Source organism: Sphingomonas sp. GW821-FHT10F09, from assembly GCF_058809195.1.
On sequence record NZ_JBXASI010000006.1, the window covers coordinates 16,171 to 36,566 of the forward strand.

The window sequence follows — 20,396 nt, forward strand, 5'->3', positions numbered from 1 at the left end:
AAACGGAGGGCGGCAAAATATCGGTCGGCCCTTCCTAACGCACAATGCGAACGAACGGCGCAACGATATGCAGTGAAAACGGATCGGCGCGCCGTCAAGCCGCCGGAGGCACGATCTTGGGCGGCAGCGCGAACAGATCGGCGAACCGCGCCGCCAGCGCACGGTCGCCGACGATCCGCAGCGAACCGTCCGCCTCCGCCTCGGCGAGCGGCCGCTTGACGTAGATCCACACCGCGAGCGGCGTCGGATCGGTTTCAACGACGACATCGGCCCCGTCCGGATCGGCACGGACGATCGCGAGGTCGCCGTCCGCCAGCCGCCCGAGAAACCGGTCGCCGCCCAGCCGGAAGCCGATCGTCATCCTGAGGTCGCCCGCCTTGACCGGGTCGATCATCGTGCGCAGCGACAGCATCGCCGACGCGGACGAGAACGGCAGGGTCGGATCGTGCAGCGGCGATCGCGTCGCCCAGCGGCCCATCGTCTGCAACACCGGCTCGATCTCATGCCCCCAGTCGGTCAGCCCATAGACCTGCACCGATGCCGGCGACGGCAGCAACCGGCGGGTCAGCATGCCCCCCGCCTCGAGGCTGGCGAGCCGCTGGGTCAGCACGTTGGCGCTGATCCCGACCAGTTGCGCCTTGATCTCGCCGAACCGCCGCGGCCCGAACATCAGCTCGCGCAGGATCAGCAGCGACCAGCGCTCGCCGACGAATTCGAGCGCCAGCGCGGTGCCGCAGGCGTCGTCATACCAGCGTCGCGACTCCTTGGTTATCTTTTCTGACTTCATGGTTGCTTTATGTAATTCTGGGGCGCATCAATTGCCAGAGACGATTCGGAGAGGAAGCGTTTGCCATGCCCAAGATGATCTTCGTGAACCTGCCGGTGGCCGATGTCGGCAGGGCGACCGCCTTCTATGAAGCGCTGGGTTTCGAAAAGAATGCGATGTTCTCCAACGCGCAGGCGTCGTCGATGGCATGGTCCGACGCGATCGTCGTGATGCTGCTCGACCGGGCCTTCTACGCGACCTTCACCGCCAAGAGAATCATCGACGCGCACGAACAGAGCGGCGCGCTGCTCGCGCTGTCGTTCGAGGATCGCGCCGCGGTGGATGCGATCACGCTGGCGGCGCTCGCCGCGGGCGGGCGCGAGTTGCACGACCCCGAGGATCATGGCTTCATGTACAGCCGCGCGTTCGAGGACCCGGACGGCCACGGCTGGGGTCCGTTCCACATGGACATGGCCGCCGCCCAACAGGCGATGGCGCCGCAACAGGGAGGCTCGCAATGACCTATATCGACGGCTTCGTCGTCGCGGTGCCGACCGCCAGCCGCGACGCCTATCGCGGCCATGCCGTCAGCGGCTGGGCGCTGCTGCGCGCGGCGGGTGCGACCCGCCAGTGCGAAGGCTGGGGCGACGACGTGCCGCACGGCACGCGCACCGATTTCCATCGCGCCGTGCAGGCGGGCGAGGACGAGACGGTGGTGTTCAGCTGGATCGAATATCCCGACAAGGCGGCGCGCGATGCGGCGGCCGCGCAGATCATGGCGGCCCCCGAGATGGAGGCGCTTGCCGCGACGATGCCGTTCGACGGCCGGCGGATGATCTATGGCGGGTTCGAGACGGTGGTCGACACCGGCGCGGCCTCCCCCGACACCGGCTATATCGACGGCTTCCTGATGCCGGCCGGCGACCGCGCGGCCTATGTCGCGATGGCGACGCGGGCGGAGGCGGTGTTCCGCGACCATGGCGCCACCCGCGTGGTCGAGGCGTGGGGCAACGACGTGGCCCCCGGCGCGGTGACCAGCTTTCCGCAGGCGCTGCAGTTGCAGGAGGGCGAGACGGTCGTCTTTTCCTGGGTCGAGTGGCCGTCGAAGGCGGTGCGCGACGCGGGCATGGAGAAGGTGATGGCCGACGCCCGCATGCAGATGGCGCCCGAGGACATGCCGTTCGATGGCAAGCGCATGGTCTATGGCGGTTTCACCACCCTGTTCCAATCCTGACGGGAGCGACGACGATGACCCTTTCCGATGGCGATCCGATCTGGTTCGAACTCAGCACGCCCGATCAGGCGGCGGCGGCGACCTTCTACGAAAACGTGTTCGGCTGGACGATGCGGACGTCGCCGGTGGCGGAACATGGCGGCTATGTCCTCGCCAGCGCCGCCGATGGCGAGCCGGTCGCCGGGCTGATGGCACCGCCGCCGGGCGCACCGCCGGCCGGCGGCTGGTCGCTCTACCTGCTTAGCCAGGATATCGCGGCGACGCTGTCGAAGGCGGGTGCATTGGGCGGCCGGATGGTGTTCGGGCCGATGGACATCCCGCACGTCGGCCGCTTCGCGGTGCTGCTCGATCCGCAGGGGGTGGCGCTGTCGGTGATGCAGCCGTCCGCCGAGGACAGCGCCCGCCCGTTCAGGCAGGCGCCCGACGCGCACGGCCATGCGGTGTGGATCGAACTCGCGACGCCCGATCCCGACGGCGCCTTCGCTTTCTATGGCGGGCTGTTCGGCTGGACGAAGGAAGGCGCGATGCCGATGGGCGAGATGGGCGACTATGCCTTTCTGGGCGCGGGCGCGGCGCGGCCGGGCGCGATTATGTCGAGTGCGCTGACGCAGGCACCCGCGCGCTGGAACAGCTATTTCCTCGTCCCCGACATCGACGCCGCGGTCGCCGCGGCCGAGGCCGGCGGCGGCACGCTGATCCAGGGGCCCGCCCCCATTCCGGGCGGCGACTATTCGGCCAACATCCGCGACGGCCAGGGCCATCAGGTCGGTATCGTCGGCCCCCGCGTGGAGGCGGTCGCATGACCCGGGCGATGGCGGTCTGCCTGTGGTTCGACGGCGCGGCCGAGCAGGCGGCGCGCTTCTATGCCGACACCTTTCCGCAGGCGTCGATCGATGCGATCCACCGTGCGCCCGGGGATTACCCCGCCGGCCGGCAAGGCGATGTGCTGACCGTCGAATTCACCGTGTGCGGCGTGCCGTTCGTCGGGCTCAACGGCGGCGGCGGGGTTCCGCATGGGCAGGCGATCTCGTTCCAGATCTTCACCGACACGCAGGAGGAAACCGACCGGCTGTGGAACGCGATCGTCGGCAACGGTGGCGCCGAGAGCCAGTGCAGCTGGTGTTCGGATCGCTGGGGCATCAGCTGGCAAATCGTCCCGCGCACCCTGATGGCGGCGCTGTCGCATCCCGACGCCGATGCGCGCGGCCGCGCCTTCACCGCGATGATGGGCATGACCAAGATCGACATCGCGGCCATCGACGCCGCCGTCCGGGGAGAGGCCGCATGAGCCACGAACTGTCGATCACCCGCCTGATCGATGCGCCGGTCGACGCGGTCTGGCGCGCATGGACGGAGGATACCGGCGCGTGGTTCTGCCCGAAGCCTTGGCAGGCCGAATTCGTGACGCAGGAGCTGCGCTCCGGCGGCCGGTCGACGATCGTGATGCGCGGCCCGGACGGCGAGGAGAACCGGCTGGAGGGCGTCTATCTGGAGGTGGTGCCGGGGGAGCGCATCGTCTCGACCGACGCCTTCACCGCCGGCTGGCACCCCGCCGGCCCGTTCATGGTCCGCATCGACAGCTTCGCCGCGGAAGGCGGCGGGACCCGCTACACCGCCACCGCGCGCCACTGGACGCAAGAGGCGAAGGACAGCCACGCGGCGATGGGCTTCGAGGCCGGCTGGAACGCCGCGACGGACCAGCTGGAGGCGATCGCGCTGGGCTTCCCGCCGGTCCGGGGAGATGGCGTCGTCTGAGCGGTGACGGTGGCGTCGCGCCTCAGGCGAAGGCGGGTGCCTGACGCAGCTGCTGATAGGCGGCGATCACCTTTTGCAGCATCGCCTCGTGGCTGCGATCGCCGCCGTTGCGATCGGGGTGATATTTCCTGACCAGCTCGGAATAGCGTTTGCGCAGCGCCGACCGGTCGGCATCCGCTGCGAGGCCCAGCACCTTGAGGCTGGCGCGATCCTGCCCCGACAGCGGCTTGCCGTCGGTGCGCTCGGGCGCGACCTCGCGGCGATAGCGGGCGCCGATCGCGTCGAGCGGATCGCTGAAGTCCGCCCAGCGCGGGCCCTGGTCGCCGCTGCCCGCCCGCGCGAAGGCGCGCGTCTCCCGCTCCCACCCCGCCAGCGGGCGCTGCGCGTGATGGATCTCGTCGGCGGTCATACCGTCGAAATAATTGTAGCGGCTGTTGAACGCACGCACATGGTCGAGGCACATCCAGCGGAACGCGCCCGGGCCACCGCCGTCGGCGGCCCCCTCCAGCGGCGGCGCGCGGAACTCGCCCGGCTCCGGACACCCCGGCTCGGCACATACCCGGCCCTGCGATTCCATCCGGCCGTGAAACCTGGTGTGCGGCCGTTCCTTCTTATCGCTCCCGCGCGCCACGAACGCTCCCTAAGCTTGCGCAATGCCGCTATATAGGCGCGATGACCGACACCGCCACCGCTCCGCTGCAAGACGTCATCGCCGCCCGGCTGACCGCTGCACTCGACCCGACGCATCTCGAGGTGGTCAACGACAGCCATCATCACGCCGGCCATATGGGCGACGACGGCACCGGCGAATCCCACTTCACCGTGATCGTCGAAAGCGCATCCTTCATCGGCGCCAGCCGTGTGGCCCGCCAGCGCGCGGTGAACCAAGCGCTCGCCGATCTGTTGTCGACGCGTATCCATGCGCTCGCCATCCGGGCCCGCGCCCCCGGAGAATGACGAATGGCCTATCGGCTATGGTACTGGCCCTCGATCCAGGGGCGTGGCGAGTTCGTCCGTCTCGCGCTGGAGGCTGCCGGCCTCGATTATGAGGATTGCGCGCGCGATCAGGGGGTGGAGGCGATGATGGCCGACCTCGAAGCGCGCGCGGACAAGGGGCGCGGGCCGTTCGCGCCGCCCTATCTCGCGTTCGACGGCTACGCCATCGCGCAGGTCGCCAACATCCTCCAGTTCCTCGGGCAGCAGCACGATCTGGTGCCGTCCAACATCGCCGACCGCTACTGGCTCAACCAGCTCCAGCTGACGATCGCGGACTGCGTCGCGGAGGTCCACAACGTCCACCATCCGGTCGGGATGATGGACTATTACGACGACCAGAAGGCCGAGGCGGCGCGCGCCGCGACCCAGTTCCGCGACGAGCGGCTGCCCAAATATCTTGACCATTTCGAGGATGCCGCCAGCCAGGGACCGAGCGACTGGCTGATCGACCATCGCTGGACCTATGGCGACACCTCGCTGTTCCAGCTGGTCGAGGGGCTGCGCTACATGTTCCCGCGGCGGATGACGACGCTGGAGCCGGACTATCCGAACCTGCTGCGCGTCCATGCGGTGGTCGCCGATTTGCCCGGCATCCGCGCCTATCGGAAGAGCGACCGGCGGCTGCCGTTCAACGCGGATGGCATCTTCCGCCATTATCCGGAGCTGGACGGGGAGTGAGGCCGTGGCGGCGGGAGCGGGAAAGCAGCGTTTCCCCTTTCGTCCTTCGCACCGCATCCGGCGCGGGTTAGGACGCAGGCCATGCCCCGCGTCCCCCGCCCCGCCGCCCGCATCCTGCTCGTCGACGCCCGCCGGCGCGTTCTGCTGATGCGCTTTACCCCGGACGACCGCCCGCCGCTGTGGTGCACCCCCGGCGGCGCGGTCGATCCGGGCGAGAGCTACGAACGGGCCGCCCGCCGCGAGTTGTGGGAAGAGGTCGGGCTGGACGTGGACTGCGGGCCGGAGGTCGCGCAGCGGACCGCCGAATTCCTGACCTTCGAAGGGGTCGAGGTCACCGCCGACGAGCGCTATTTCCGCGTCGACGTCGACGCGCACGAGGTCGCCGCCGGCGCGCTCACCGCGCTGGAACGGCGGCTGCTCGCCGGGTCGCGCTGGTTCGAGGTGGGCGAACTGGCCGGCTGGCCGGAAACCATCTACCCTGCCGACCTCGCCCTTCTGCTCGCCGCGACGGAGCCGACCGATGCTTGACGATTTCGTGCTCCAGACGATCACCCCGGTCACTCACGACCTAGGCGGGTTCAAGGTCCATCGCACCCTGCCCAACAAGGAGCGGACGATGGTCGGGCCGTTCCTGTTCTTCGACCAGATGGGGCCGGCGCATCTCAAGGTCGGCAACGGCATCGACGTGCGTCCGCATCCGCACATCAACCTCGCGACGGTGACCTATCTGTTCGACGGCGCGATCGACCATCGCGATTCGCTCGGCACGCGGGCGCGGATCGAGCCCGGCGCGGTCAATCTGATGACCGCAGGCCATGGCATCGTCCATTCGGAACGCTCCCCCGACGACGAGCGCAGCCACGGCCCTGCGCTGTCGGGCATCCAGACCTGGCTGGCGCTGCCCGAGGCGCAGGAGGAGATCGACCCCGCCTTCGAACACGTCACGAGGGCGCAGCTGCCGACGCTCGCCGCGCATGGCGCCCGCGCGCGCATCATCATGGGCGAATTGTGGGGACAGCGCGCGCCGACGACGACCTATGCCGGCACGGTCTATGCCGACATCGCGCTCGACCCCGGCGCCAGCATCCCGATCGATGCCGCCGCCGAGGAGCGCGCGGTCTATCTGGCGATGGGCGAGGCGACGCTGGAGGGCGTGCCGCTGGAACCGATGAGGCTCTACGTGCTGCGCCCCGGCATCGCAGCGACGCTGCGCTCGGTGCGCGGCGGGCGGGCGATGCTGGCGGGCGGCGACGCGTTCCGCACGCCACGCCACGTCTGGTGGAATTTCGTCAGCTCCAGCCGCGACCGAATCAACGAGGCGAAGCGTGCTTGGAAGGCGGGCGAATTCCCGGTGGTGCCGGGCGACGACAAGGAATGGATACCCATCCCCGAGGTGCCGAACACAGTGAGCTACCCGTAGACGGGGGCCGGGGAAGGACCAAAAATCAAAACGGCAGGAGAGACGCCATGACCGCCACATCGCTGCAACGGATCCCCCTCCCCACCGGCGTCGAGCTCGACGTCGCCATCGCCGGAGACCCCGCGCATCCGCCGGTCATTCTGCTGCACGGTTTCCCCGAATCGCACCGGACGTGGCGCGGGATCGTCCCCGACCTCGCCCGCGACCATTATGTCGTCGCGCCCGACCAGCGCGGCTTCGCGCGATCGTCGAAGCCGGCGGGGGTGGAGCATTACGCCGCGGACCGGATCCTCGCCGACCTGATCGCCCTCGCCGACCATCTCGGCATCGACCGCTTCACCCTCGTCGGCCACGACTGGGGCGGCGCGATCGCGTGGATGGCGGCGCTTGCGCGGCCCGATCGCGTCGCGCGGCTGGTGATCGTCAACGCGCCGCACCCGTTCCTCTTCCAGCGCACGCTGATCGAGGAGCCGGAACAGCGCAAGGCGAGCCAATATATCACCCGCTTCCGCGACACGACCCTCGACCAGGGCCTGACCGGCGCGGGGCTGGAGCGGTTCTTCGGTTCGACCTTCGCCCACCACGTCACCGAACAGATCGCAGGCGAGGACAAGGCCGCCTATCTCGACGAATGGTCGCAGCCGGGCGCGATGACCGCGATGCTCAACTGGTATCGCGCATCGGGCGTGATCGTCCCCACGGTGGACGAGGACGCGCCCCGCCCCGCCTTCCTCGACCGCCCGTTCCCGCCGGTGACGCAGGACACGCTGGTGATCTGGGGCATGCGCGACAGCGCGCTGCTGCCGGTGCTGGTCGACGATCTTGGCCCCTATGTGCCGAAGCTGACCGTCGAGAAGATCGACGCCGGTCATTTCGTGCCGTGGGAAAAGCCCGAGGCGGTGGTCGCGGCACTGCGGCGGTGGAACATCTGAAGCCCCCTGCGCGCCGGTGAAGACGGGGGCGACGCACCCGCCAACCCTTTCACCAAGCTGACCAAAACATTCCTCATGCGTTCAGCCGCGGCGGCGCAGAACGCCGCCATGCCGATCCTTCCTGGGATCGGCGGCTCGTTACGAGGAGAGACGTATCATGCGTAAGTTCATCATCGCCGCGCTGGCCGCCGCGACCATCCTGCCCGCCGGTGCCGCCACCGCGCAGAGCGCCCGCGAAGTCCGCCAGAGCGAGCGCGAGGTGCGCCAGAGCCAGCGCGAGCTCGCCGAGGCGCGCCGCTACGGCGACCGCGGCGACATCCGCGAGGCGCGCCGCGAGGTCCGCGAGGATCGCCGCGAGCTGCGCGAGGACTGGCGCGACTATCGCCGCAGCCACCGCAACGTCTACACCCGCGGCGCCTATGCCGGCCCGCGCGGCTATCGCTATCGCCCGGTCGCGGTCGGCTATCGCTTCGCCCCGCAATATTACGGGCGGAACTACTGGATCAACGATTACCAGACCTATCGTCTGCCGCGTCCGGGCTACGGCTATCAGCGCTGGGTCCGCTACGGCAACGACGTCGTGCTGGTCGACACCCGCTCGGGCCGGGTGACGCAGGTCTACAACCGCTTCTTCTACTGACGATCGGGTCGGGGAGGGTTCGCACCCTCCCCGACCACCTCACTCCGCCTCATAGGCGCCGCGACGCATGACATAGTCGCGCGTCTCGTAGGGCGGCGCCAGCCCCTCCACCCAGGCGCCATGCGCATGGGTCAGCGCCACCAGCTCCATCGGCGTATCCCCCGGCCAGCCGCGTACCCGCACCTCGTGCCGGTGGAGATCGCGGTTGGGCTCCATCATCACCCAGCCGAGCGGCCGTTCCGCACTGGCGCGTGCGCCCGCCGCCGCCATCGCCGCGACGATCCGCGCGCGGCCGTCGGCGGGCAGATATTGCCACACCACCGAATGCATCAGCACCCGCGTCACCCCCGCTGCCTGCGGTTCGGCGAGCCGCGCCTCGACCCAGTCGGCGGCGTCGCCCTGCACCAGATCGACGCCATGCGCACGGACCTCGCCGATCGCCGCCGCCAGCCGCGCGAGCCGCTCCTGCGCATCGACCCAGACATAGGCCTCCAGCCGCGCCGCCTGGCCCGGGTCGGCGACGTCGACCGGCGCGATGTCGACGCCGCGCGCACCGGTCACCGCAACCGCCGCCGCGGGCGGCGCCACCCCGCGCCAGTCCGGCACGATCCGCACCGCCGCATCCTCCGGCCGGACCGTCACGCCACCCAGATCGAAGCGATAGCGCCCGATCATCAGGTTGAGCCCCGCGCTCGATCCGATCTCCAATATCTCGACACGCGGACCGAACCGCGTCGCGAGATGCAGCAGCCCGGTCATCAGCCCCGCCGACCGCGCCGCCTCGTTGGTCTGCGGCGGCCGGTCGAGCCAAGGCAGCAATGCCGCATCGTGCCGCGCCAGCACGCCGCGCAGCACGCCCGCGACGTCGTGCGCATCGCCGTCGAACACGCGCGACAGCGCCGCGTCCGTGCCGGCGCGGTGCAGCGCGTGCAGACCGCCGACCAGCCGCAGCACGACCGCATCCGCGACCGGCTCGCCCGGCCAATCGAGCACCCGCCGCCCGGTTTCGCTGCTGCGGTCGAGCGCCTCGCCGAGGGCGGTGCAGACCCGCGCGGTGACCGGCGCCGCCATCGCCGCGCAATAGCCCGCCTGCACCGCGAACGCCGCCCGGTTTTCCGCCTCGCTGCCCATGGCCGTCTCCTCGGTGCATGTGTTGCGCCTACCCTGCCCCGCCAGTAAAGCCCGGCGCGTGCCAGCTCCATTAGTCATCGCCGTGCCGAAAGGCCGCATCCTCGCCGAGGCCCTTCCCCTGCTCGCCCGTGCCGGCGTGCATCCGGAGGCGGCGTTCGGCGATCCGGACAGCCGCGCGCTGCGCTTCGCCACCGACGTCGGCCATATCGAGCTGATCCGCGTCCGCGCCTTCGACGTCGCGACCTTCGTCGCGCATGGCGCCGCGCAGCTCGGCATCGTCGGGTCGGACGTGCTGGCGGAGTTCGATTATTCCGAACTCTACGCGCCCGTCGACCTCGGCATCGGCCATTGCCGCATCTCGGTCGCCGAGCCCGCGGCGATGGCGGCGAACGACGATCCGCGCGGCTGGAGCCATGTCCGCGTCGCCACCAAATATCCGCACATCACCGCCGCGCATTTCGCCGCGCGCGGCGTGCAGGCCGAATGCGTCAAGCTGAACGGCGCGATGGAGCTGGCGCCAACGCTGGGCCTCGCGCCGCGGATCGTCGACCTCGTCTCGTCGGGCCGCACGCTCAACGAGAACGGGCTGGTCGAGGTCGAGGTGATCGCGGAGGTCACCAGCCGCCTGATCGTCAACCGCGCCGCGATGAAGACGCGGGCGGAGGTCGTGCCGCTGGTCGAGGCGTTCCGCCGCGCGGTCGCGGGAGACGCCCGATGATCCGCCTCGACACCACCGACGCCGGTTTCGCCGATGCCTTCACCGCGCTGGTCGAGGGCCGGCGCGAGGCCTCCGCCGACGTCACCCGCGACGTTGCGACGATCATCCGCGCAGTCCGCGACGACGGCGAGGCGGCGGTCGCCGCCTTCACCCGCAAGCTCGATCGCCACGACCTCAACGAGACCGGCTGGCGGATCGAACCCGCCGCCTGCGCGGCCGCCTATCAGGCGCTGGAGCCGGAGCTGCGCCACGCGCTCGACCTCGCCGCGGCGCGCATCCGTGCCTATCACGAGCGCCAGAAGCCGGCGGACACCGACTATACCGACGCCGCCGGCGTCCGCCTCGGCGCGCGGTGGAGCGCGGTCGATGCCGCGGGCATCTACGTCCCCGGCGGTCGCGCCGCCTATCCGTCGTCGCTGCTGATGAACGCGATCCCAGCGCGGGTCGCGGGCGTCGAACGCCTCGTGATGGTGACGCCGACCCCGGACGGCGCGATCAACCCGCTCGTGCTTGCCGCCGCGCATCTGGCCGGCGTCGACGAGGTGTGGCGGATCGGTGGCGCGCAGGCGATCGCGGCGCTGGCCTATGGCGCGGGCCGGATCCTGCCGGTCGACGTCGTCACCGGCCCCGGCAACGCCTGGGTCGCGGAGGCGAAGCGGCAGGTCTATGGCGTCGTCGGCATCGACATGGTCGCCGGCCCGAGCGAGATCGTCGTCGTCGCCGACGCGCTGAACGATCCCCGGACGACCGCCGCCGACCTGCTCAGCCAGGCCGAGCACGACACCACGACGCAATCGATCCTGTTCACCGACGATGCCGCTTATGCGGATCGCGTCGCGCAGGCGGTGGACGACGAACTCGCGATCCTGCCCACCGCCGCGGTCGCCCGCGCCGCCTGGGACGCCAATGGCGCGATCGTCGTCGTGCGCGCGCTGAACGAGGCGTGCCCGCTGATCGACCGCCTCGCCCCCGAGCATCTCCAGCTCGCGGTCGACGATCCGCAGGCGTTGTTCGATCAGGTCCGCCATGCGGGCAGCGTCTTCCTCGGCCGCCACACGCCGGAAGCGATCGGCGATTACGTCGCCGGCCCCAACCACGTCCTGCCCACTGGCCGCCGGGCGCGATTCGCGAGCGGCCTGTCGGTGCTCGACTTCATGAAGCGCACCAGCTTCCTCGGGCTGGACGAAAGCGCGCTGGCGGAACTCGGCCCCGCCACCGTCGCGCTGGCGCAGGCCGAGGGGCTGCCCGCGCATGCGCGATCGGTCGCACTGCGGTTGCGGCTCAACCGGTAGACGGTTCGCGCGCCGTCGCGGGAGAAATCCTTCCGCGGCGGACGCATCCCCGGACCATCCCGCAGCGTACCTCCCGTCAGCAACCCGCACAGGGTGCGCCACGAGAGGATGTACGAATGACCAAGCTCCAGTTCCGCGGTGCGATCGCCGCGGTCGCGCTGCTCGCCGCCGGTCCGGCGATGTCGGCGGCCAAGAACCCGATGGTCGGCGGCGCCGCGATGTACCCGACCAAGACGATCGTTGAGAATGCGGTGAATTCGAAGGATCACACCACCCTGGTCGCCGCGGTGAAGGCTGCAGGGCTGGTCGAGACGCTGTCCGGCCCGGGTCCGTTCACCGTCTTCGCGCCGACCAACGCCGCCTTCGCCAAGCTGCCCGCCGGCACCGTCGACACGCTGGTGAAGCCCGAGAACAAGGCGACGCTGACCAACATCCTGACCTACCACGTCGTCGCCGGCACGATGACCTCGCGGCAGATCGCCGCGGCGATCAAGGCGGGCGGCGGCAAGGCGACGCTGACGACGGTACAGGGCGAGCCGCTCACCGCGTCGATGATGGGCAGGACGCTGATGCTGACCGATGCCAAGGGCGGCACCAGCCACGTGACGATCAAGGACGTGATGCAATCGAACGGCGTCATCCACGTCGTCGACACGGTGCTGATGCCCTGACGCGCCGCCGGCGTCCGCGGGATTGCGGGCGCCGGACCGTCACCGCAGGTACAGATAGCCCCCCGCGACGACCAGCGGCGCGATCGAGGCGACCGCCCAGACCAGCGCGATCCACGGTGAGCGCAGCCGGTGCCCGCGCGCCAGCCACACGCCGACCGCGGTCATCACCACCGATACCGCGACCAGCCACAGCACGACGCCGATCGCGACGCCGTCCGCACCTTCTCCCATGCCCAGCTCCCCGTGCACATCCGTCATGCCCGGCTTCCATCGCCGTGCCTGATACCGCCAACGAGCCACCGGGAATTTGGATGCCCGGCACGGCGATTCGCGCCGGAGGGGTGACGGATGACGCGCACGCGACTACATGCCCCGCCGATGTCCCGAACCTCGAACCGCACCCAGGCGCGCGCCACCGCCCGCCTCGCCGCCGTCCAGGCGCTCTACCAGCATGAGATGGAGGGCACGGCCGTGCCCGCGCTGCTCCACGAATTCCACAACTACCGGCTCGGCGCGACCATCGAGGACGCCGAATATGCCGAAGCCGACCAGGATTTCTTCGACGACCTCGTCAAGGGCACCACCGCCCGCGCCGGCGAGATTGACCTCGCGATCGAGAAGAAGCTGGCGAGCGGCTGGACGCTGGCGCGGCTCGACAAGCCGATGAAGGCGATCCTGCGCGCCGGCACCTACGAACTGATGGCGCGCGCCGACGTGCCGGTCGGCGCGACGATCAGCGAATATGTCGACGTCGCCCACGCCTTCTACGAACGGCGCGAGGCGGGCTTCGTCAACGGCCTGCTCGACGGCATCGCCAAGGACGTGCGCTGACCCGCTGAACGTCCTCTCCCCACGGGGAGAGGGCCGGATGAGGGGCCGCCGCCTCGCCGGCACCGCCCCTCGCCCGAAGCCTCCCCTCCGGCAGATGCCATGACCGAAGCCGACTTCCTCGCCGCCCTGCGCACCCTGCCGCTCCACCCGTCCGCGCGGGGGCTGCGCGACGATGCCGCGCGGCTGGTCCATGCGCCGCTGGTCGTCACCACCGATACCCTGGTCGAGGGCGTGCACTTCCTCGCTGACGACACCCCCGCCGACGTCGCGTGGAAGGTCGTCGCGACCAGCCTGTCCGACATCGCCGGCAAGGGCGCGAAACCCGACGGCATCCTGCTCAACTATCCGCTGTCCGGCGACGACTGGGACCGCGCCTTTCTGGTTGGGCTCGGCGAGGTGCTCGCCACCTGCGGCACCGCGCTGCTCGGCGGCGATACCGTGTCGCTGCCCGCGGGGGCGCCGCGAATCCTCACCGTCACCGCCTTCGGCTGCGACACCCCGGCCCCGCCGCGCGGCGGCGCGGGCGAGAACGACGCCCTGTGGGTCACCGGCACGATCGGCGACGCCGGTGCCGGCCTCGCGATCGCGCGCGGGGCGGACGGGCCGGCGGAGCTCGCCGCCCGCTACCGGCGGCCGATCCCGCGCCTCGCCGAGGGCCGCGTGCTGTCGCGCATCGCCCATGCGATGATGGACGTCAGCGACGGGCTGCTGATCGACGCCGCCCGCATGGCGGAGGCGAGCGGCCTCGGCGTGATCCTCGACCTCGCCGCGGTGCCGCTCTCCGCCGCCTTTCGCGCACACGTCGGCGAGGACCGTGCCGCACGGCTGCAGGCGGCGACCGCCGGCGACGATTACGAACTGCTGTTCGCGATGCCGGCCAATGTCGTCCCCGCCGTCCCCGCCACCCGCCTCGGCCGCTTCGCCCGCGGCACGGGACTGACGCTCCACGACGGCGACGATGCGATCCCCCTGCCGGAGCGGCTGGGGTTCCAGCACTAGGGTCGATTGCCCCCAGAAATTCGTTCACGCGACGCCGTAGGTGGGAGAAGAGGGTTCACGCGGAGACGCCTAGGGGTATCGTTCGGAGTTGGCGTGGCCCTGTCATTTGCATAGTGGATGGAAAGCGCCGCCAATGCGGCGGGCGCGACACCTCCGCGTCTCCGCGCCTCCGCGCAAACCCCCTTTCTCCCTGTCCGGCAGCGCCACTTGCCCGCCACCCGCACCGCAATCGCTTGCGCTCCCCGCCGCATCGCCATAGCCTCCGGCCAAGCGCGTGGAACCGGGACACATCGGTCCGCGACGTCAACAGGAGAAGGAAGCGCTGAATGACCACGGTCACCATCGCCATCCTCTGCGGCGTCATCGCCGTGGTCTATGGCTTCGTCACCAGCCAGCAGGTGCTCCGGGCGTCGCCCGGTGACGCCAGGATGCAGGACATCGCCGCCGCGATACAGGAGGGGGCGAAAGCCTATCTCGGCCGCCAGTACACCACCATCGCGATCGTCGGCATCATCGTCGCGGTGATCCTGTTCGTCGCATTGGGCACGATCTCGACCGTCGGCTTCATCATTGGGGCCGTGCTGTCGGGCGTCGCCGGCTATGTCGGCATGAACATCTCGGTCCGCGCCAACGTCCGCACCGCGGAGGCCGCGCGCACCTCATTGCAGGGCGGCCTCACCATGGCGTTCCGCTCGGGCGCGGTCACCGGCATGCTCGTCGCCGGGCTCGGCCTGCTCGCGATCAGCACCTTCTTCTGGTATCTCACCGGCCCAGCCGGCCACGCCCCCAACGACCGGATCATCGTCGAGGCGCTGACCGCGCTCGCCTTCGGCGCCTCGCTGATCTCGATCTTCGCGCGGCTCGGCGGCGGCATCTTCACCAAGGCGGCGGACGTCGGCGCCGACCTCGTCGGCAAGGTCGAGGCGGGCATTCCGGAGGACGACCCCCGCAACCCCGCCGTCATCGCCGACAACGTCGGCGACAATGTCGGCGATTGCGCCGGCATGGCCGCCGACCTGTTCGAAACCTATGTCGTCACGCTCGGCGTCACGATGATCTCGATCGCGCTGCTGATCCGCGCCGATGCCGCCGAACTGATGCGGCTGATGACCCTGCCGCTGCTCGTCGGCGGGGTGTGCATCATCACCTCGATCATCGGCACCTACATGGTCCGGCTGGGCAAAGGCTCGATCATGGGCGCGCTCTACAAGGGGTTCTGGACCTCGGCGCTGCTGTCGATCCCCGCCATCTATTTCGCCACGCAATATGTGCTCGGCGACCTCCACCGCACGATCGGCAGCGCCGGCTTCCTCGACGCGGTGTCGGACGACCTGACGACCGGCTTCGATCGTCCCGCCGCCGTGGCGGGGGCGATCCCGAGCTTCACCGGGCTCGACCTGTTCTGGTGCATGGTCATCGGCCTCGCGGTCACCGGGCTGATCGTCTGGATCACCGAATATTACACCGGCACCAACTATCGCCCGGTCAAGTCGATCGCCGCCGCCAGCCAGACCGGCCACGGCACCAACGTCATCCAGGGCCTGGCGATCAGCCTCGAATCGACCGCGCTGCCGACATTGGTGATCGTCGTCGCGGTCATCGCCACCTATCAGCTCGCCGGTATCATCGGCATCGCCTTCGCCGCGACCGCGATGCTGGCCCTCGCCGGCATGGTGGTGGCCCTGGACGCCTATGGCCCCGTCACCGACAATGCGGGCGGCATCGCCGAAATGGCGGGCCTGCCCGACGACGTCCGCCAGCGCACCGACGCGCTCGACGCGGTCGGCAACACCACCAAGGCGGTGACCAAGGGCTATGCGATCGGCTCCGCCGGCCTCGCCGCCCTCGTCCTGTTCGGCGCCTATACCACCGATCTCCAGACCTATTTCCCCGACGTCACCGTCGATTTCAGCCTGTCCAACCCCTATGTCATTGTTGGCCTGCTGCTCGGCGCGCTGCTGCCCTATCTGTTCGGCGCGTTCGGCATGACCGCGGTCGGCCGCGCGGCGGGTGCGGTGGTCGAGGAGGTGCGCGGCCAGTTTCGCGACAATCCGGGGATCATGCTCGGCACCAGCCGGCCCCATTACGGCCGCACCGTCGACCTCGTCACCCGCGCCGCGATCAAGGAGATGATCGTCCCCTCGCTGCTCCCCGTGGTCAGCCCGATCGCCCTGTACTTCATCATCACCGCGGTCGCCGGCCAGGCGCAAGGCTTCGCCTCGCTGGGCGCGATGCTGCTCGGCGTCATCGTCTCCGGCCTGTTCGTCGCCATCTCAATGACCAGCGGCGGCGGCGCATGGGACAATGCCAAGAAATACATCGAGGACGGCAATTACGGCGGCAAGGGCTCCGAGGCACACAAGGCGGCGGTCACCGGCGACACTGTCGGCGATCCGTACAAGGATACCGCGGGCCCGGCGGTCAACCCGATGATCAAGATCACCAACATCGTCGCGCTGTTGCTGCTGGCGGCGCTGGCGGCAGGCGGCGGCGGGTAAGGCGCGGAGCGGGGGCGGCGCACCCGCCCTCGCTACCTCGCATCGTCACTCCGGCGCGGGTGGGAGTCCAAATTTGGGCCGTGCGGACAGGACCGTGTGCATAGGGCCGAACCGCCGGAAATCCGCCCTGTCCTGCACGCCCGCCGTCTGCCATCGCGCCGCCCGGATCGACGTCGAGACAGGAACAATGGGAGAGGTGTGTTTCCGCCGGGGTGATCCTCTCGTCCATGTCACGTTGAATGACGGTCCGCCCCCGTTGCCCTTGCGCGTTTCCGACCCCATCTTGGGGTCGCTGGGCGAGTGCCGATGCCGGATGGACCGGCCGGCCCGCATTGCTTCCCTTTTTCGGCAGCTTGCGCTAAGGGCGCGGCCGACAGACGCGAACAGAGGTTGATTTTTGGCCAAGGAAGAATTGCTCGAGATGCGCGGCCGCGTGGTGGAATTGCTCCCCAACGCGATGTTCCGGGTGCAGCTCGAAAACGACCACGAAATTCTCGGACATACCGCCGGCAAGATGCGCAAGAACCGCATCCGCGTGCTGGTCGGTGACGAGGTGCTGGTCGAACTCACCCCCTATGATCTCACCAAGGGGCGGATCACCTACCGCTTCATGCCCGGCCGCGGCGGCCCCGGCCCGCAATAAACGGCGGGGCGGCGATCATGCCGCCGGCTTCCTTGCACCTCGTCCTCGCCTCCTCCTCGCCGCGCCGGCGTGATCTGCTGGTGCGCCTCGGCTGCGTGCCTGATCGCATCGCAGCGCCCGCGATCGACGAGACGCCGCTGCGCGGCGAGGCCCCGCGCGTCTATGCACTGCGCCTCGCGGTCGAAAAGGCGCGCACGGTCGAACGCGCGGCTAACGAGACGGTGATCGCCGGCGACACCACGATCGCGCTCGGCCGCGCCATCCTGCCCCCCGCCGAGACGGAGGCGATCCAGCGCGACCTGCTCACCCGCCTGTCGGGCCGTCGCCACCATGCGCTGTCCGCGGTCTGCGTGATCGGCGCCGACGGCGTCGAGCGGACCCGCATCGCCAATACGATCGTCGCCTTCCGCCCGCTGTCTCAAGCCGAGATTCACGCCTATGTCGCCTGTGGCGAAGGGCTGGGCAAGGCCGGCGGCTATGCCATCCAGGGCCGCGCCGAGGCGTTCGTCCGCTTCATCCACGGCAGCCATTCGGGCGTCATCGGCCTGCCGCTGATGGAAACGCGCGCCCTGCTGCGCGCCGCCGGCCTGCCGCTTGCCTGAGTGGCTCTACGAAGCGGGCATCGGTGAGGCCCGCGCCGCGCTGGTCGCCGACGACACGATTATCGAGGCCGCGATCGAACGCCCCTCTCCCCTGCGCCTCGGCACGGTCGCGCCCGCGCGGCTGGTCGAACTGACCGCGGGCGGCATGGGGCGGCTCGACCTGCTCAGCGAAGAGGCGGTGATCGCGCGCATCCCGCCCGGCGTCACCAAGGGCGCGACGCTCATGGTCGAGGTGGTGCGCGAGGCGATCCCGGAACCCGGCCGCCCCAAGCCCGCCCGCGCCGCCGCCACCGATGCCGCCCCCGGCGCAGGCCCGGAGCTGCTCGCCCGGTTGCAGGCAAGCGGCCATCCCGTCCGTATCCTGCGGGCGCACGAACCCGATGCGCTGGAGGCCGCGGGTTGGTCCGAACTGCTCGAGGAAGCGACCGGCGGCGCCATCGCCTTTCCGCTCGGCGCGCTGCGGCTGTCGCCGACACCGGCGATGACACTGTTCGATGTCGACGGCCCGCCCCCGCTCGAACCGCTCGCCATCGCCGCGGCGCGGGCCGTCGCCGCCGCGATCCGCCGCCACGGCATTGGCGGGTCGATCGGCATCGATTTCCCGACACTGGCGAACAAGGCGGCGCGGCAGGCGGTGGCGGACGCGATCGACGCCGCCCTGCCGCTGCCGTTCGAGCGCACCGCGGTCAACGGCTTCGGCTTCCTTCAGATCGTCCGCCCCCGCGCCCGTGCGTCGCTTCCGGAACTGCTCCGCGCCGATCCGGCCGCGGCGGGGTTGCGCGCGACGCTGCGCCGGCTGGAGCGCGAACCGCCCGGCGCGCCGCTGCACCACCGCCTGCCCGCCGCGCAGCATGCGGCGCTCGCGAATCGGCCGGAATGGCGCGCCGAACTCGCCCGCCGCACCGGCGTCACCCATCAGTGGGACATCGCATGAATACCAGCACCTGCCCGGTCTGCCAGAAACCCGCGACGACCGACGACGCCCCCTTCTGCTCGCGCGGCTGCCGCGATCGCGACCTGCTGCAATGGCTGAGCGAAGGATATCGCATTCCGGTGAAGGATGATGCGCAAGACGGGCTGGACAGCATCGATCGGGCTGATTAAAGGCGCCCTTCCGAACGCGGTCTTCTTCCGCGCTTCGCCCTGCCCGGGTAGCTCAGTTGGTAGAGCATGCGACTGAAAATCGCAGTGTCGGCGGTTCGAATCCGTCCCCGGGCACCACTTCCTCCCCGACATCCGAACGGTCTTGCGCGATCCCGCGCATCGGCCATGGTGTGACACAGTCGCGTGCCGGACCCATGCATGGGCCGACCGGAAAGAGGGTTCCATGTCGCAGCATTACGATGTCCTGATCGCCGGCGCGGGCCATGCCGGGGCGCAGGCCGCACTGCTGCTCCGCCAGCGCGGCTTCGCCGGCACGATCGCGATCGTCGGCGACGAACCCGATCCCCCCTATGAACGCCCGCCGCTCAGCAAGGACTATTTCGCGGGCGAGAAGACGTTCGAGCGGATCCTGATCCGGCCGCTCGCCTTCTGGACCGAACGCCAGGTCGCACTGCGACTGGGCTGCCGGATCGTCACGGTCGATGCGGAGGCGCGAACGGTGACGCTGCAGGACGGCGAGGTCATCGGCTATGGCATCCTGATCTGGGCGACCGGCGGCGCGGCGCGGCGGCTGACCTGCTCGGGCCACGACCTCCGGGGCGTGCACGCAGTCCGCACCCGGGCCGACGTCGACCGGATGATCGGCGAACTGCCCGCCGTCTCCCGCGTCGCGGTGATCGGCGGCGGCTATATCGGCCTCGAGGCGGCGGCGGTGCTCACCAAATTCGGCAAGCAGGTCGTCCTGCTCGAGGCGCAGGACCGCGTGCTCGCGCGCGTCGCCGGCGAAGCGCTGTCGCGCTTTTACGAGGCCGAACACCGCGCGAAGGGCGTCGACATCCGCCTGTCCACCACCGTCGCCTGCATCGACGGACGCGACGGGGCGGCGAGCGCGGTGCGGCTCGAATCAGGCGAAGCGCTGGCGTGCGACATGGTCATCGTCGGCATCGGCATCGTCCCCGCGGTCGAACCGCTGGTCGCGGCCGGCGCGGCGGCGGGCAACGGCGTGATCGTCGATGCGCATTGCCGCACCAGCCTGCCCCACGTCTATGCGATCGGCGACTGCGCCGCGCATCCCAACCCATATGCCGGCGGCGCGACGATCCGGCTGGAATCGGTCCAGAACGCCAACGACCAGGCCACCGTCGTCGCGCAGGACATCACCGGCACGCCCGCGCCTTATGATGCGGTCCCGTGGTTCTGGTCGAACCAGTACGACCTCAAGCTGCAGACCGTCGGCCTGTCGTCCGGCTTCGACACCGCGATCCTGCGTGGCGACCCAGCGACGCGATCGTTCAGCGTCGCCTATCTGCGCGACGGCCGCATCCTCGCCTTCGACTGCGTCAATGCGGTCAAGGATTACGTCCAGGGCCGCGCGCTGGTGCAGCGCGGTGCGATCGTCGACCCCGCGCGCCTCGCCGACGCGACCGTGCCGCTGAAGCTGCTCGCTGCCGAAACCGCGGACACCCAGGGCATGACCTGACGGTGG

At 70.1% G+C, this 20,396-nt stretch carries 26 protein-coding genes and 1 tRNA gene; 23 read left to right on the forward strand and 4 right to left on the reverse strand.

The window, feature by feature from the left end; translation table 11 throughout:
• Positions 1 to 94 precede the first annotated feature (94 nt).
• Entirely contained in the window at positions 95 to 787 is a 693-nt protein-coding gene (locus AC1RTO_RS16510) for a winged helix-turn-helix transcriptional regulator (RefSeq protein WP_493161886.1), read from the reverse strand.
• Positions 788 to 852: 65 nt separating this feature from the next.
• On the opposite strand from AC1RTO_RS16510, the gene AC1RTO_RS16515 reads away from it, so the two are divergent.
• From AC1RTO_RS16515 to AC1RTO_RS16535, 5 genes are read left to right on the forward strand one after another with little or no spacing between them, the layout of a single operon-like run.
• Positions 853 to 1,287, forward strand: coding sequence for a VOC family protein (locus AC1RTO_RS16515; RefSeq protein WP_493161887.1), 435 nt, complete (start codon positions 853 to 855; stop codon positions 1,285 to 1,287).
• Positions 1,284 to 2,000, forward strand: coding sequence for a DUF1428 domain-containing protein (locus tag AC1RTO_RS16520; RefSeq protein WP_493161888.1), 717 nt, complete (start codon positions 1,284 to 1,286; stop codon positions 1,998 to 2,000). Before AC1RTO_RS16515 ends, AC1RTO_RS16520 begins: the two co-directional genes overlap by 4 nt.
• Before the next feature lie 14 nt (positions 2,001 to 2,014).
• Positions 2,015 to 2,803 (forward strand): VOC family protein, encoded by a 789-nt coding sequence (locus AC1RTO_RS16525; RefSeq protein ID WP_493161889.1) that lies wholly within the window; start codon positions 2,015 to 2,017, stop codon positions 2,801 to 2,803.
• Positions 2,800 to 3,288 carry a VOC family protein gene (locus AC1RTO_RS16530; protein WP_493161890.1) on the forward strand — a complete coding sequence of 163 codons (489 nt, stop codon included), beginning with the start codon at positions 2,800 to 2,802 and terminating at the stop codon, positions 3,286 to 3,288. Before AC1RTO_RS16525 ends, AC1RTO_RS16530 begins: the two co-directional genes overlap by 4 nt.
• Positions 3,285 to 3,755, forward strand: a complete 471-nt coding sequence (locus tag AC1RTO_RS16535; RefSeq protein WP_493161891.1) for an SRPBCC family protein — start codon at positions 3,285 to 3,287, stop codon at positions 3,753 to 3,755. The genes AC1RTO_RS16530 and AC1RTO_RS16535 overlap by 4 nt, the downstream gene beginning before the upstream one ends.
• Before the next feature lie 22 nt (positions 3,756 to 3,777).
• Here the strand turns inward: AC1RTO_RS16535 and AC1RTO_RS16540 are convergent, their stop codons facing one another.
• Positions 3,778 to 4,332, reverse strand: a complete 555-nt coding sequence (locus AC1RTO_RS16540; protein ID WP_493162044.1) for a J domain-containing protein — start codon at positions 4,330 to 4,332, stop codon at positions 3,778 to 3,780.
• A gap of 95 nt (positions 4,333 to 4,427) precedes the next feature.
• Here AC1RTO_RS16540 and AC1RTO_RS16545 point away from each other — a divergent pair, with 95 nt between their 5' ends.
• The 6 genes from AC1RTO_RS16545 (at position 4,428) to AC1RTO_RS16570 (ending at position 8,421) form a co-directional block, all read left to right on the forward strand.
• A complete protein-coding gene (locus tag AC1RTO_RS16545; protein ID WP_293873483.1) occupies positions 4,428 to 4,712 on the forward strand; it encodes a BolA family protein in 285 nt (94 codons plus the stop codon).
• Positions 4,713 to 4,715: 3 nt separating this feature from the next.
• Positions 4,716 to 5,429 (forward strand): glutathione S-transferase, encoded by a 714-nt coding sequence (locus AC1RTO_RS16550; protein ID WP_493161892.1) that lies wholly within the window; start codon positions 4,716 to 4,718, stop codon positions 5,427 to 5,429.
• An 81-nt stretch (positions 5,430 to 5,510) separates the two neighbouring features.
• On the forward strand, positions 5,511 to 5,957 hold the full coding sequence (locus AC1RTO_RS16555) for an NUDIX hydrolase (protein WP_493161893.1): 447 nt from the start codon (positions 5,511 to 5,513) through the stop codon (positions 5,955 to 5,957).
• Positions 5,950 to 6,849, forward strand: coding sequence for a pirin family protein (locus AC1RTO_RS16560; protein ID WP_493161894.1), 900 nt, complete (start codon positions 5,950 to 5,952; stop codon positions 6,847 to 6,849). Before AC1RTO_RS16555 ends, AC1RTO_RS16560 begins: the two co-directional genes overlap by 8 nt.
• 47 nt (positions 6,850 to 6,896) lie before the next feature.
• The gene (locus AC1RTO_RS16565; protein WP_493161895.1) at positions 6,897 to 7,781 is read left to right on the forward strand and encodes an alpha/beta fold hydrolase; all 885 of its coding nucleotides are present in this window, start codon (positions 6,897 to 6,899) and stop codon (positions 7,779 to 7,781) included.
• Between the two features lie 157 nt (positions 7,782 to 7,938).
• On the forward strand, positions 7,939 to 8,421 hold the full coding sequence (locus tag AC1RTO_RS16570; RefSeq protein WP_493161896.1) for an RcnB family protein: 483 nt from the start codon (positions 7,939 to 7,941) through the stop codon (positions 8,419 to 8,421).
• A 39-nt stretch (positions 8,422 to 8,460) separates the two neighbouring features.
• Here the strand turns inward: AC1RTO_RS16570 and AC1RTO_RS16575 are convergent, their stop codons facing one another.
• The gene (locus AC1RTO_RS16575; RefSeq protein WP_493161897.1) at positions 8,461 to 9,552 is read right to left on the reverse strand and encodes a DUF2332 domain-containing protein; all 1,092 of its coding nucleotides are present in this window, start codon (positions 9,550 to 9,552) and stop codon (positions 8,461 to 8,463) included.
• 58 nt (positions 9,553 to 9,610) lie between these two features.
• Here AC1RTO_RS16575 and hisG point away from each other — a divergent pair, with 58 nt between their 5' ends.
• From hisG to AC1RTO_RS16590, 3 genes are all read left to right on the forward strand, one after another.
• On the forward strand, positions 9,611 to 10,270 hold the full coding sequence (gene hisG, locus AC1RTO_RS16580) for an ATP phosphoribosyltransferase (RefSeq protein WP_493161898.1): 660 nt from the start codon (positions 9,611 to 9,613) through the stop codon (positions 10,268 to 10,270).
• A complete protein-coding gene (gene hisD, locus AC1RTO_RS16585) occupies positions 10,267 to 11,562 on the forward strand; it encodes a histidinol dehydrogenase (RefSeq protein WP_493161899.1) in 1,296 nt (431 codons plus the stop codon). The genes hisG and hisD overlap by 4 nt, the downstream gene beginning before the upstream one ends.
• Before the next feature lie 116 nt (positions 11,563 to 11,678).
• Complete coding sequence (locus AC1RTO_RS16590) at positions 11,679 to 12,233, forward strand: fasciclin domain-containing protein (RefSeq protein ID WP_493161900.1); 555 nt, start codon at positions 11,679 to 11,681, stop codon at positions 12,231 to 12,233.
• 39 nt (positions 12,234 to 12,272) lie between these two features.
• On the opposite strand, the gene AC1RTO_RS16595 is transcribed toward AC1RTO_RS16590, so the two are convergent.
• Positions 12,273 to 12,491 (reverse strand): hypothetical protein, encoded by a 219-nt coding sequence (locus tag AC1RTO_RS16595; RefSeq protein ID WP_493161901.1) that lies wholly within the window; start codon positions 12,489 to 12,491, stop codon positions 12,273 to 12,275.
• A gap of 120 nt (positions 12,492 to 12,611) precedes the next feature.
• On the opposite strand from AC1RTO_RS16595, the gene nusB reads away from it, so the two are divergent.
• The 9 genes from nusB (at position 12,612) to AC1RTO_RS16640 (ending at position 20,390) form a co-directional block, all read left to right on the forward strand.
• Positions 12,612 to 13,064 (forward strand): transcription antitermination factor NusB, encoded by a 453-nt coding sequence (gene nusB, locus AC1RTO_RS16600; protein ID WP_493161902.1) that lies wholly within the window; start codon positions 12,612 to 12,614, stop codon positions 13,062 to 13,064.
• A gap of 99 nt (positions 13,065 to 13,163) precedes the next feature.
• Positions 13,164 to 14,063: a thiamine-phosphate kinase gene (thiL, locus tag AC1RTO_RS16605; protein ID WP_493161903.1), complete on the forward strand. Its 900-nt coding sequence runs from the start codon at positions 13,164 to 13,166 to the stop codon at positions 14,061 to 14,063.
• 326 nt (positions 14,064 to 14,389) lie between these two features.
• The gene (locus AC1RTO_RS16610) at positions 14,390 to 16,561 is read left to right on the forward strand and encodes a sodium-translocating pyrophosphatase (RefSeq protein WP_493161904.1); all 2,172 of its coding nucleotides are present in this window, start codon (positions 14,390 to 14,392) and stop codon (positions 16,559 to 16,561) included.
• A 397-nt stretch (positions 16,562 to 16,958) separates the two neighbouring features.
• Positions 16,959 to 17,204: a translation initiation factor IF-1 gene (infA, locus tag AC1RTO_RS16615; RefSeq protein ID WP_017977808.1), complete on the forward strand. Its 246-nt coding sequence runs from the start codon at positions 16,959 to 16,961 to the stop codon at positions 17,202 to 17,204.
• 32 nt (positions 17,205 to 17,236) lie between these two features.
• Positions 17,237 to 17,806, forward strand: coding sequence for a Maf family protein (locus tag AC1RTO_RS16620; RefSeq protein ID WP_493162045.1), 570 nt, complete (start codon positions 17,237 to 17,239; stop codon positions 17,804 to 17,806).
• The gene (locus AC1RTO_RS16625) at positions 17,799 to 18,740 is read left to right on the forward strand and encodes a ribonuclease (RefSeq protein WP_493161905.1); all 942 of its coding nucleotides are present in this window, start codon (positions 17,799 to 17,801) and stop codon (positions 18,738 to 18,740) included. Before AC1RTO_RS16620 ends, AC1RTO_RS16625 begins: the two co-directional genes overlap by 8 nt.
• A complete protein-coding gene (locus AC1RTO_RS16630) occupies positions 18,737 to 18,910 on the forward strand; it encodes a DNA gyrase inhibitor YacG (RefSeq protein WP_493161906.1) in 174 nt (57 codons plus the stop codon). The genes AC1RTO_RS16625 and AC1RTO_RS16630 overlap by 4 nt, the downstream gene beginning before the upstream one ends.
• A 41-nt stretch (positions 18,911 to 18,951) precedes the next feature.
• Positions 18,952 to 19,027 (forward strand) — tRNA-Phe (locus tag AC1RTO_RS16635).
• Positions 19,028 to 19,133: 106 nt separating this feature from the next.
• Positions 19,134 to 20,390 carry an NAD(P)/FAD-dependent oxidoreductase gene (locus tag AC1RTO_RS16640; protein ID WP_493161907.1) on the forward strand — a complete coding sequence of 419 codons (1,257 nt, stop codon included), beginning with the start codon at positions 19,134 to 19,136 and terminating at the stop codon, positions 20,388 to 20,390.
• The last annotated feature ends 6 nt before the right edge of the window (positions 20,391 to 20,396 follow it).

What these genes read in the sequence shown, in the direction of transcription:
- AC1RTO_RS16510 (WP_493161886.1), bottom strand. Translation starts at nt 787, where the DNA reads ATGAAGTCAGAAAAGATAACCAAGGAGTCGCGACGCTGGTATGACGAC.
- AC1RTO_RS16515 (WP_493161887.1), top strand. Translation starts at nt 853, where the DNA reads ATGCCCAAGATGATCTTCGTGAACCTGCCGGTGGCCGATGTCGGCAGG.
- AC1RTO_RS16520 (WP_493161888.1), top strand. Translation starts at nt 1,284, where the DNA reads ATGACCTATATCGACGGCTTCGTCGTCGCGGTGCCGACCGCCAGCCGC.
- AC1RTO_RS16525 (WP_493161889.1), top strand. Translation starts at nt 2,015, where the DNA reads ATGACCCTTTCCGATGGCGATCCGATCTGGTTCGAACTCAGCACGCCC.
- AC1RTO_RS16530 (WP_493161890.1), top strand. Translation starts at nt 2,800, where the DNA reads ATGACCCGGGCGATGGCGGTCTGCCTGTGGTTCGACGGCGCGGCCGAG.
- AC1RTO_RS16535 (WP_493161891.1), top strand. Translation starts at nt 3,285, where the DNA reads ATGAGCCACGAACTGTCGATCACCCGCCTGATCGATGCGCCGGTCGAC.
- AC1RTO_RS16540 (WP_493162044.1), bottom strand. Translation starts at nt 4,332, where the DNA reads ATGGAATCGCAGGGCCGGGTATGTGCCGAGCCGGGGTGTCCGGAGCCG.
- AC1RTO_RS16545 (WP_293873483.1), top strand. Translation starts at nt 4,428, where the DNA reads ATGACCGACACCGCCACCGCTCCGCTGCAAGACGTCATCGCCGCCCGG.
- AC1RTO_RS16550 (WP_493161892.1), top strand. Translation starts at nt 4,716, where the DNA reads ATGGCCTATCGGCTATGGTACTGGCCCTCGATCCAGGGGCGTGGCGAG.
- AC1RTO_RS16555 (WP_493161893.1), top strand. Translation starts at nt 5,511, where the DNA reads ATGCCCCGCGTCCCCCGCCCCGCCGCCCGCATCCTGCTCGTCGACGCC.
- AC1RTO_RS16560 (WP_493161894.1), top strand. Translation starts at nt 5,950, where the DNA reads ATGCTTGACGATTTCGTGCTCCAGACGATCACCCCGGTCACTCACGAC.
- AC1RTO_RS16565 (WP_493161895.1), top strand. Translation starts at nt 6,897, where the DNA reads ATGACCGCCACATCGCTGCAACGGATCCCCCTCCCCACCGGCGTCGAG.
- AC1RTO_RS16570 (WP_493161896.1), top strand. Translation starts at nt 7,939, where the DNA reads ATGCGTAAGTTCATCATCGCCGCGCTGGCCGCCGCGACCATCCTGCCC.
- AC1RTO_RS16575 (WP_493161897.1), bottom strand. Translation starts at nt 9,552, where the DNA reads ATGGGCAGCGAGGCGGAAAACCGGGCGGCGTTCGCGGTGCAGGCGGGC.
- hisD (WP_493161899.1), top strand. Translation starts at nt 10,267, where the DNA reads ATGATCCGCCTCGACACCACCGACGCCGGTTTCGCCGATGCCTTCACC.
- AC1RTO_RS16590 (WP_493161900.1), top strand. Translation starts at nt 11,679, where the DNA reads ATGACCAAGCTCCAGTTCCGCGGTGCGATCGCCGCGGTCGCGCTGCTC.
- AC1RTO_RS16595 (WP_493161901.1), bottom strand. Translation starts at nt 12,491, where the DNA reads ATGACGGATGTGCACGGGGAGCTGGGCATGGGAGAAGGTGCGGACGGC.
- nusB (WP_493161902.1), top strand. Translation starts at nt 12,612, where the DNA reads ATGTCCCGAACCTCGAACCGCACCCAGGCGCGCGCCACCGCCCGCCTC.
- thiL (WP_493161903.1), top strand. Translation starts at nt 13,164, where the DNA reads ATGACCGAAGCCGACTTCCTCGCCGCCCTGCGCACCCTGCCGCTCCAC.
- AC1RTO_RS16610 (WP_493161904.1), top strand. Translation starts at nt 14,390, where the DNA reads ATGACCACGGTCACCATCGCCATCCTCTGCGGCGTCATCGCCGTGGTC.
- AC1RTO_RS16630 (WP_493161906.1), top strand. Translation starts at nt 18,737, where the DNA reads ATGAATACCAGCACCTGCCCGGTCTGCCAGAAACCCGCGACGACCGAC.
- AC1RTO_RS16640 (WP_493161907.1), top strand. Translation starts at nt 19,134, where the DNA reads ATGTCGCAGCATTACGATGTCCTGATCGCCGGCGCGGGCCATGCCGGG.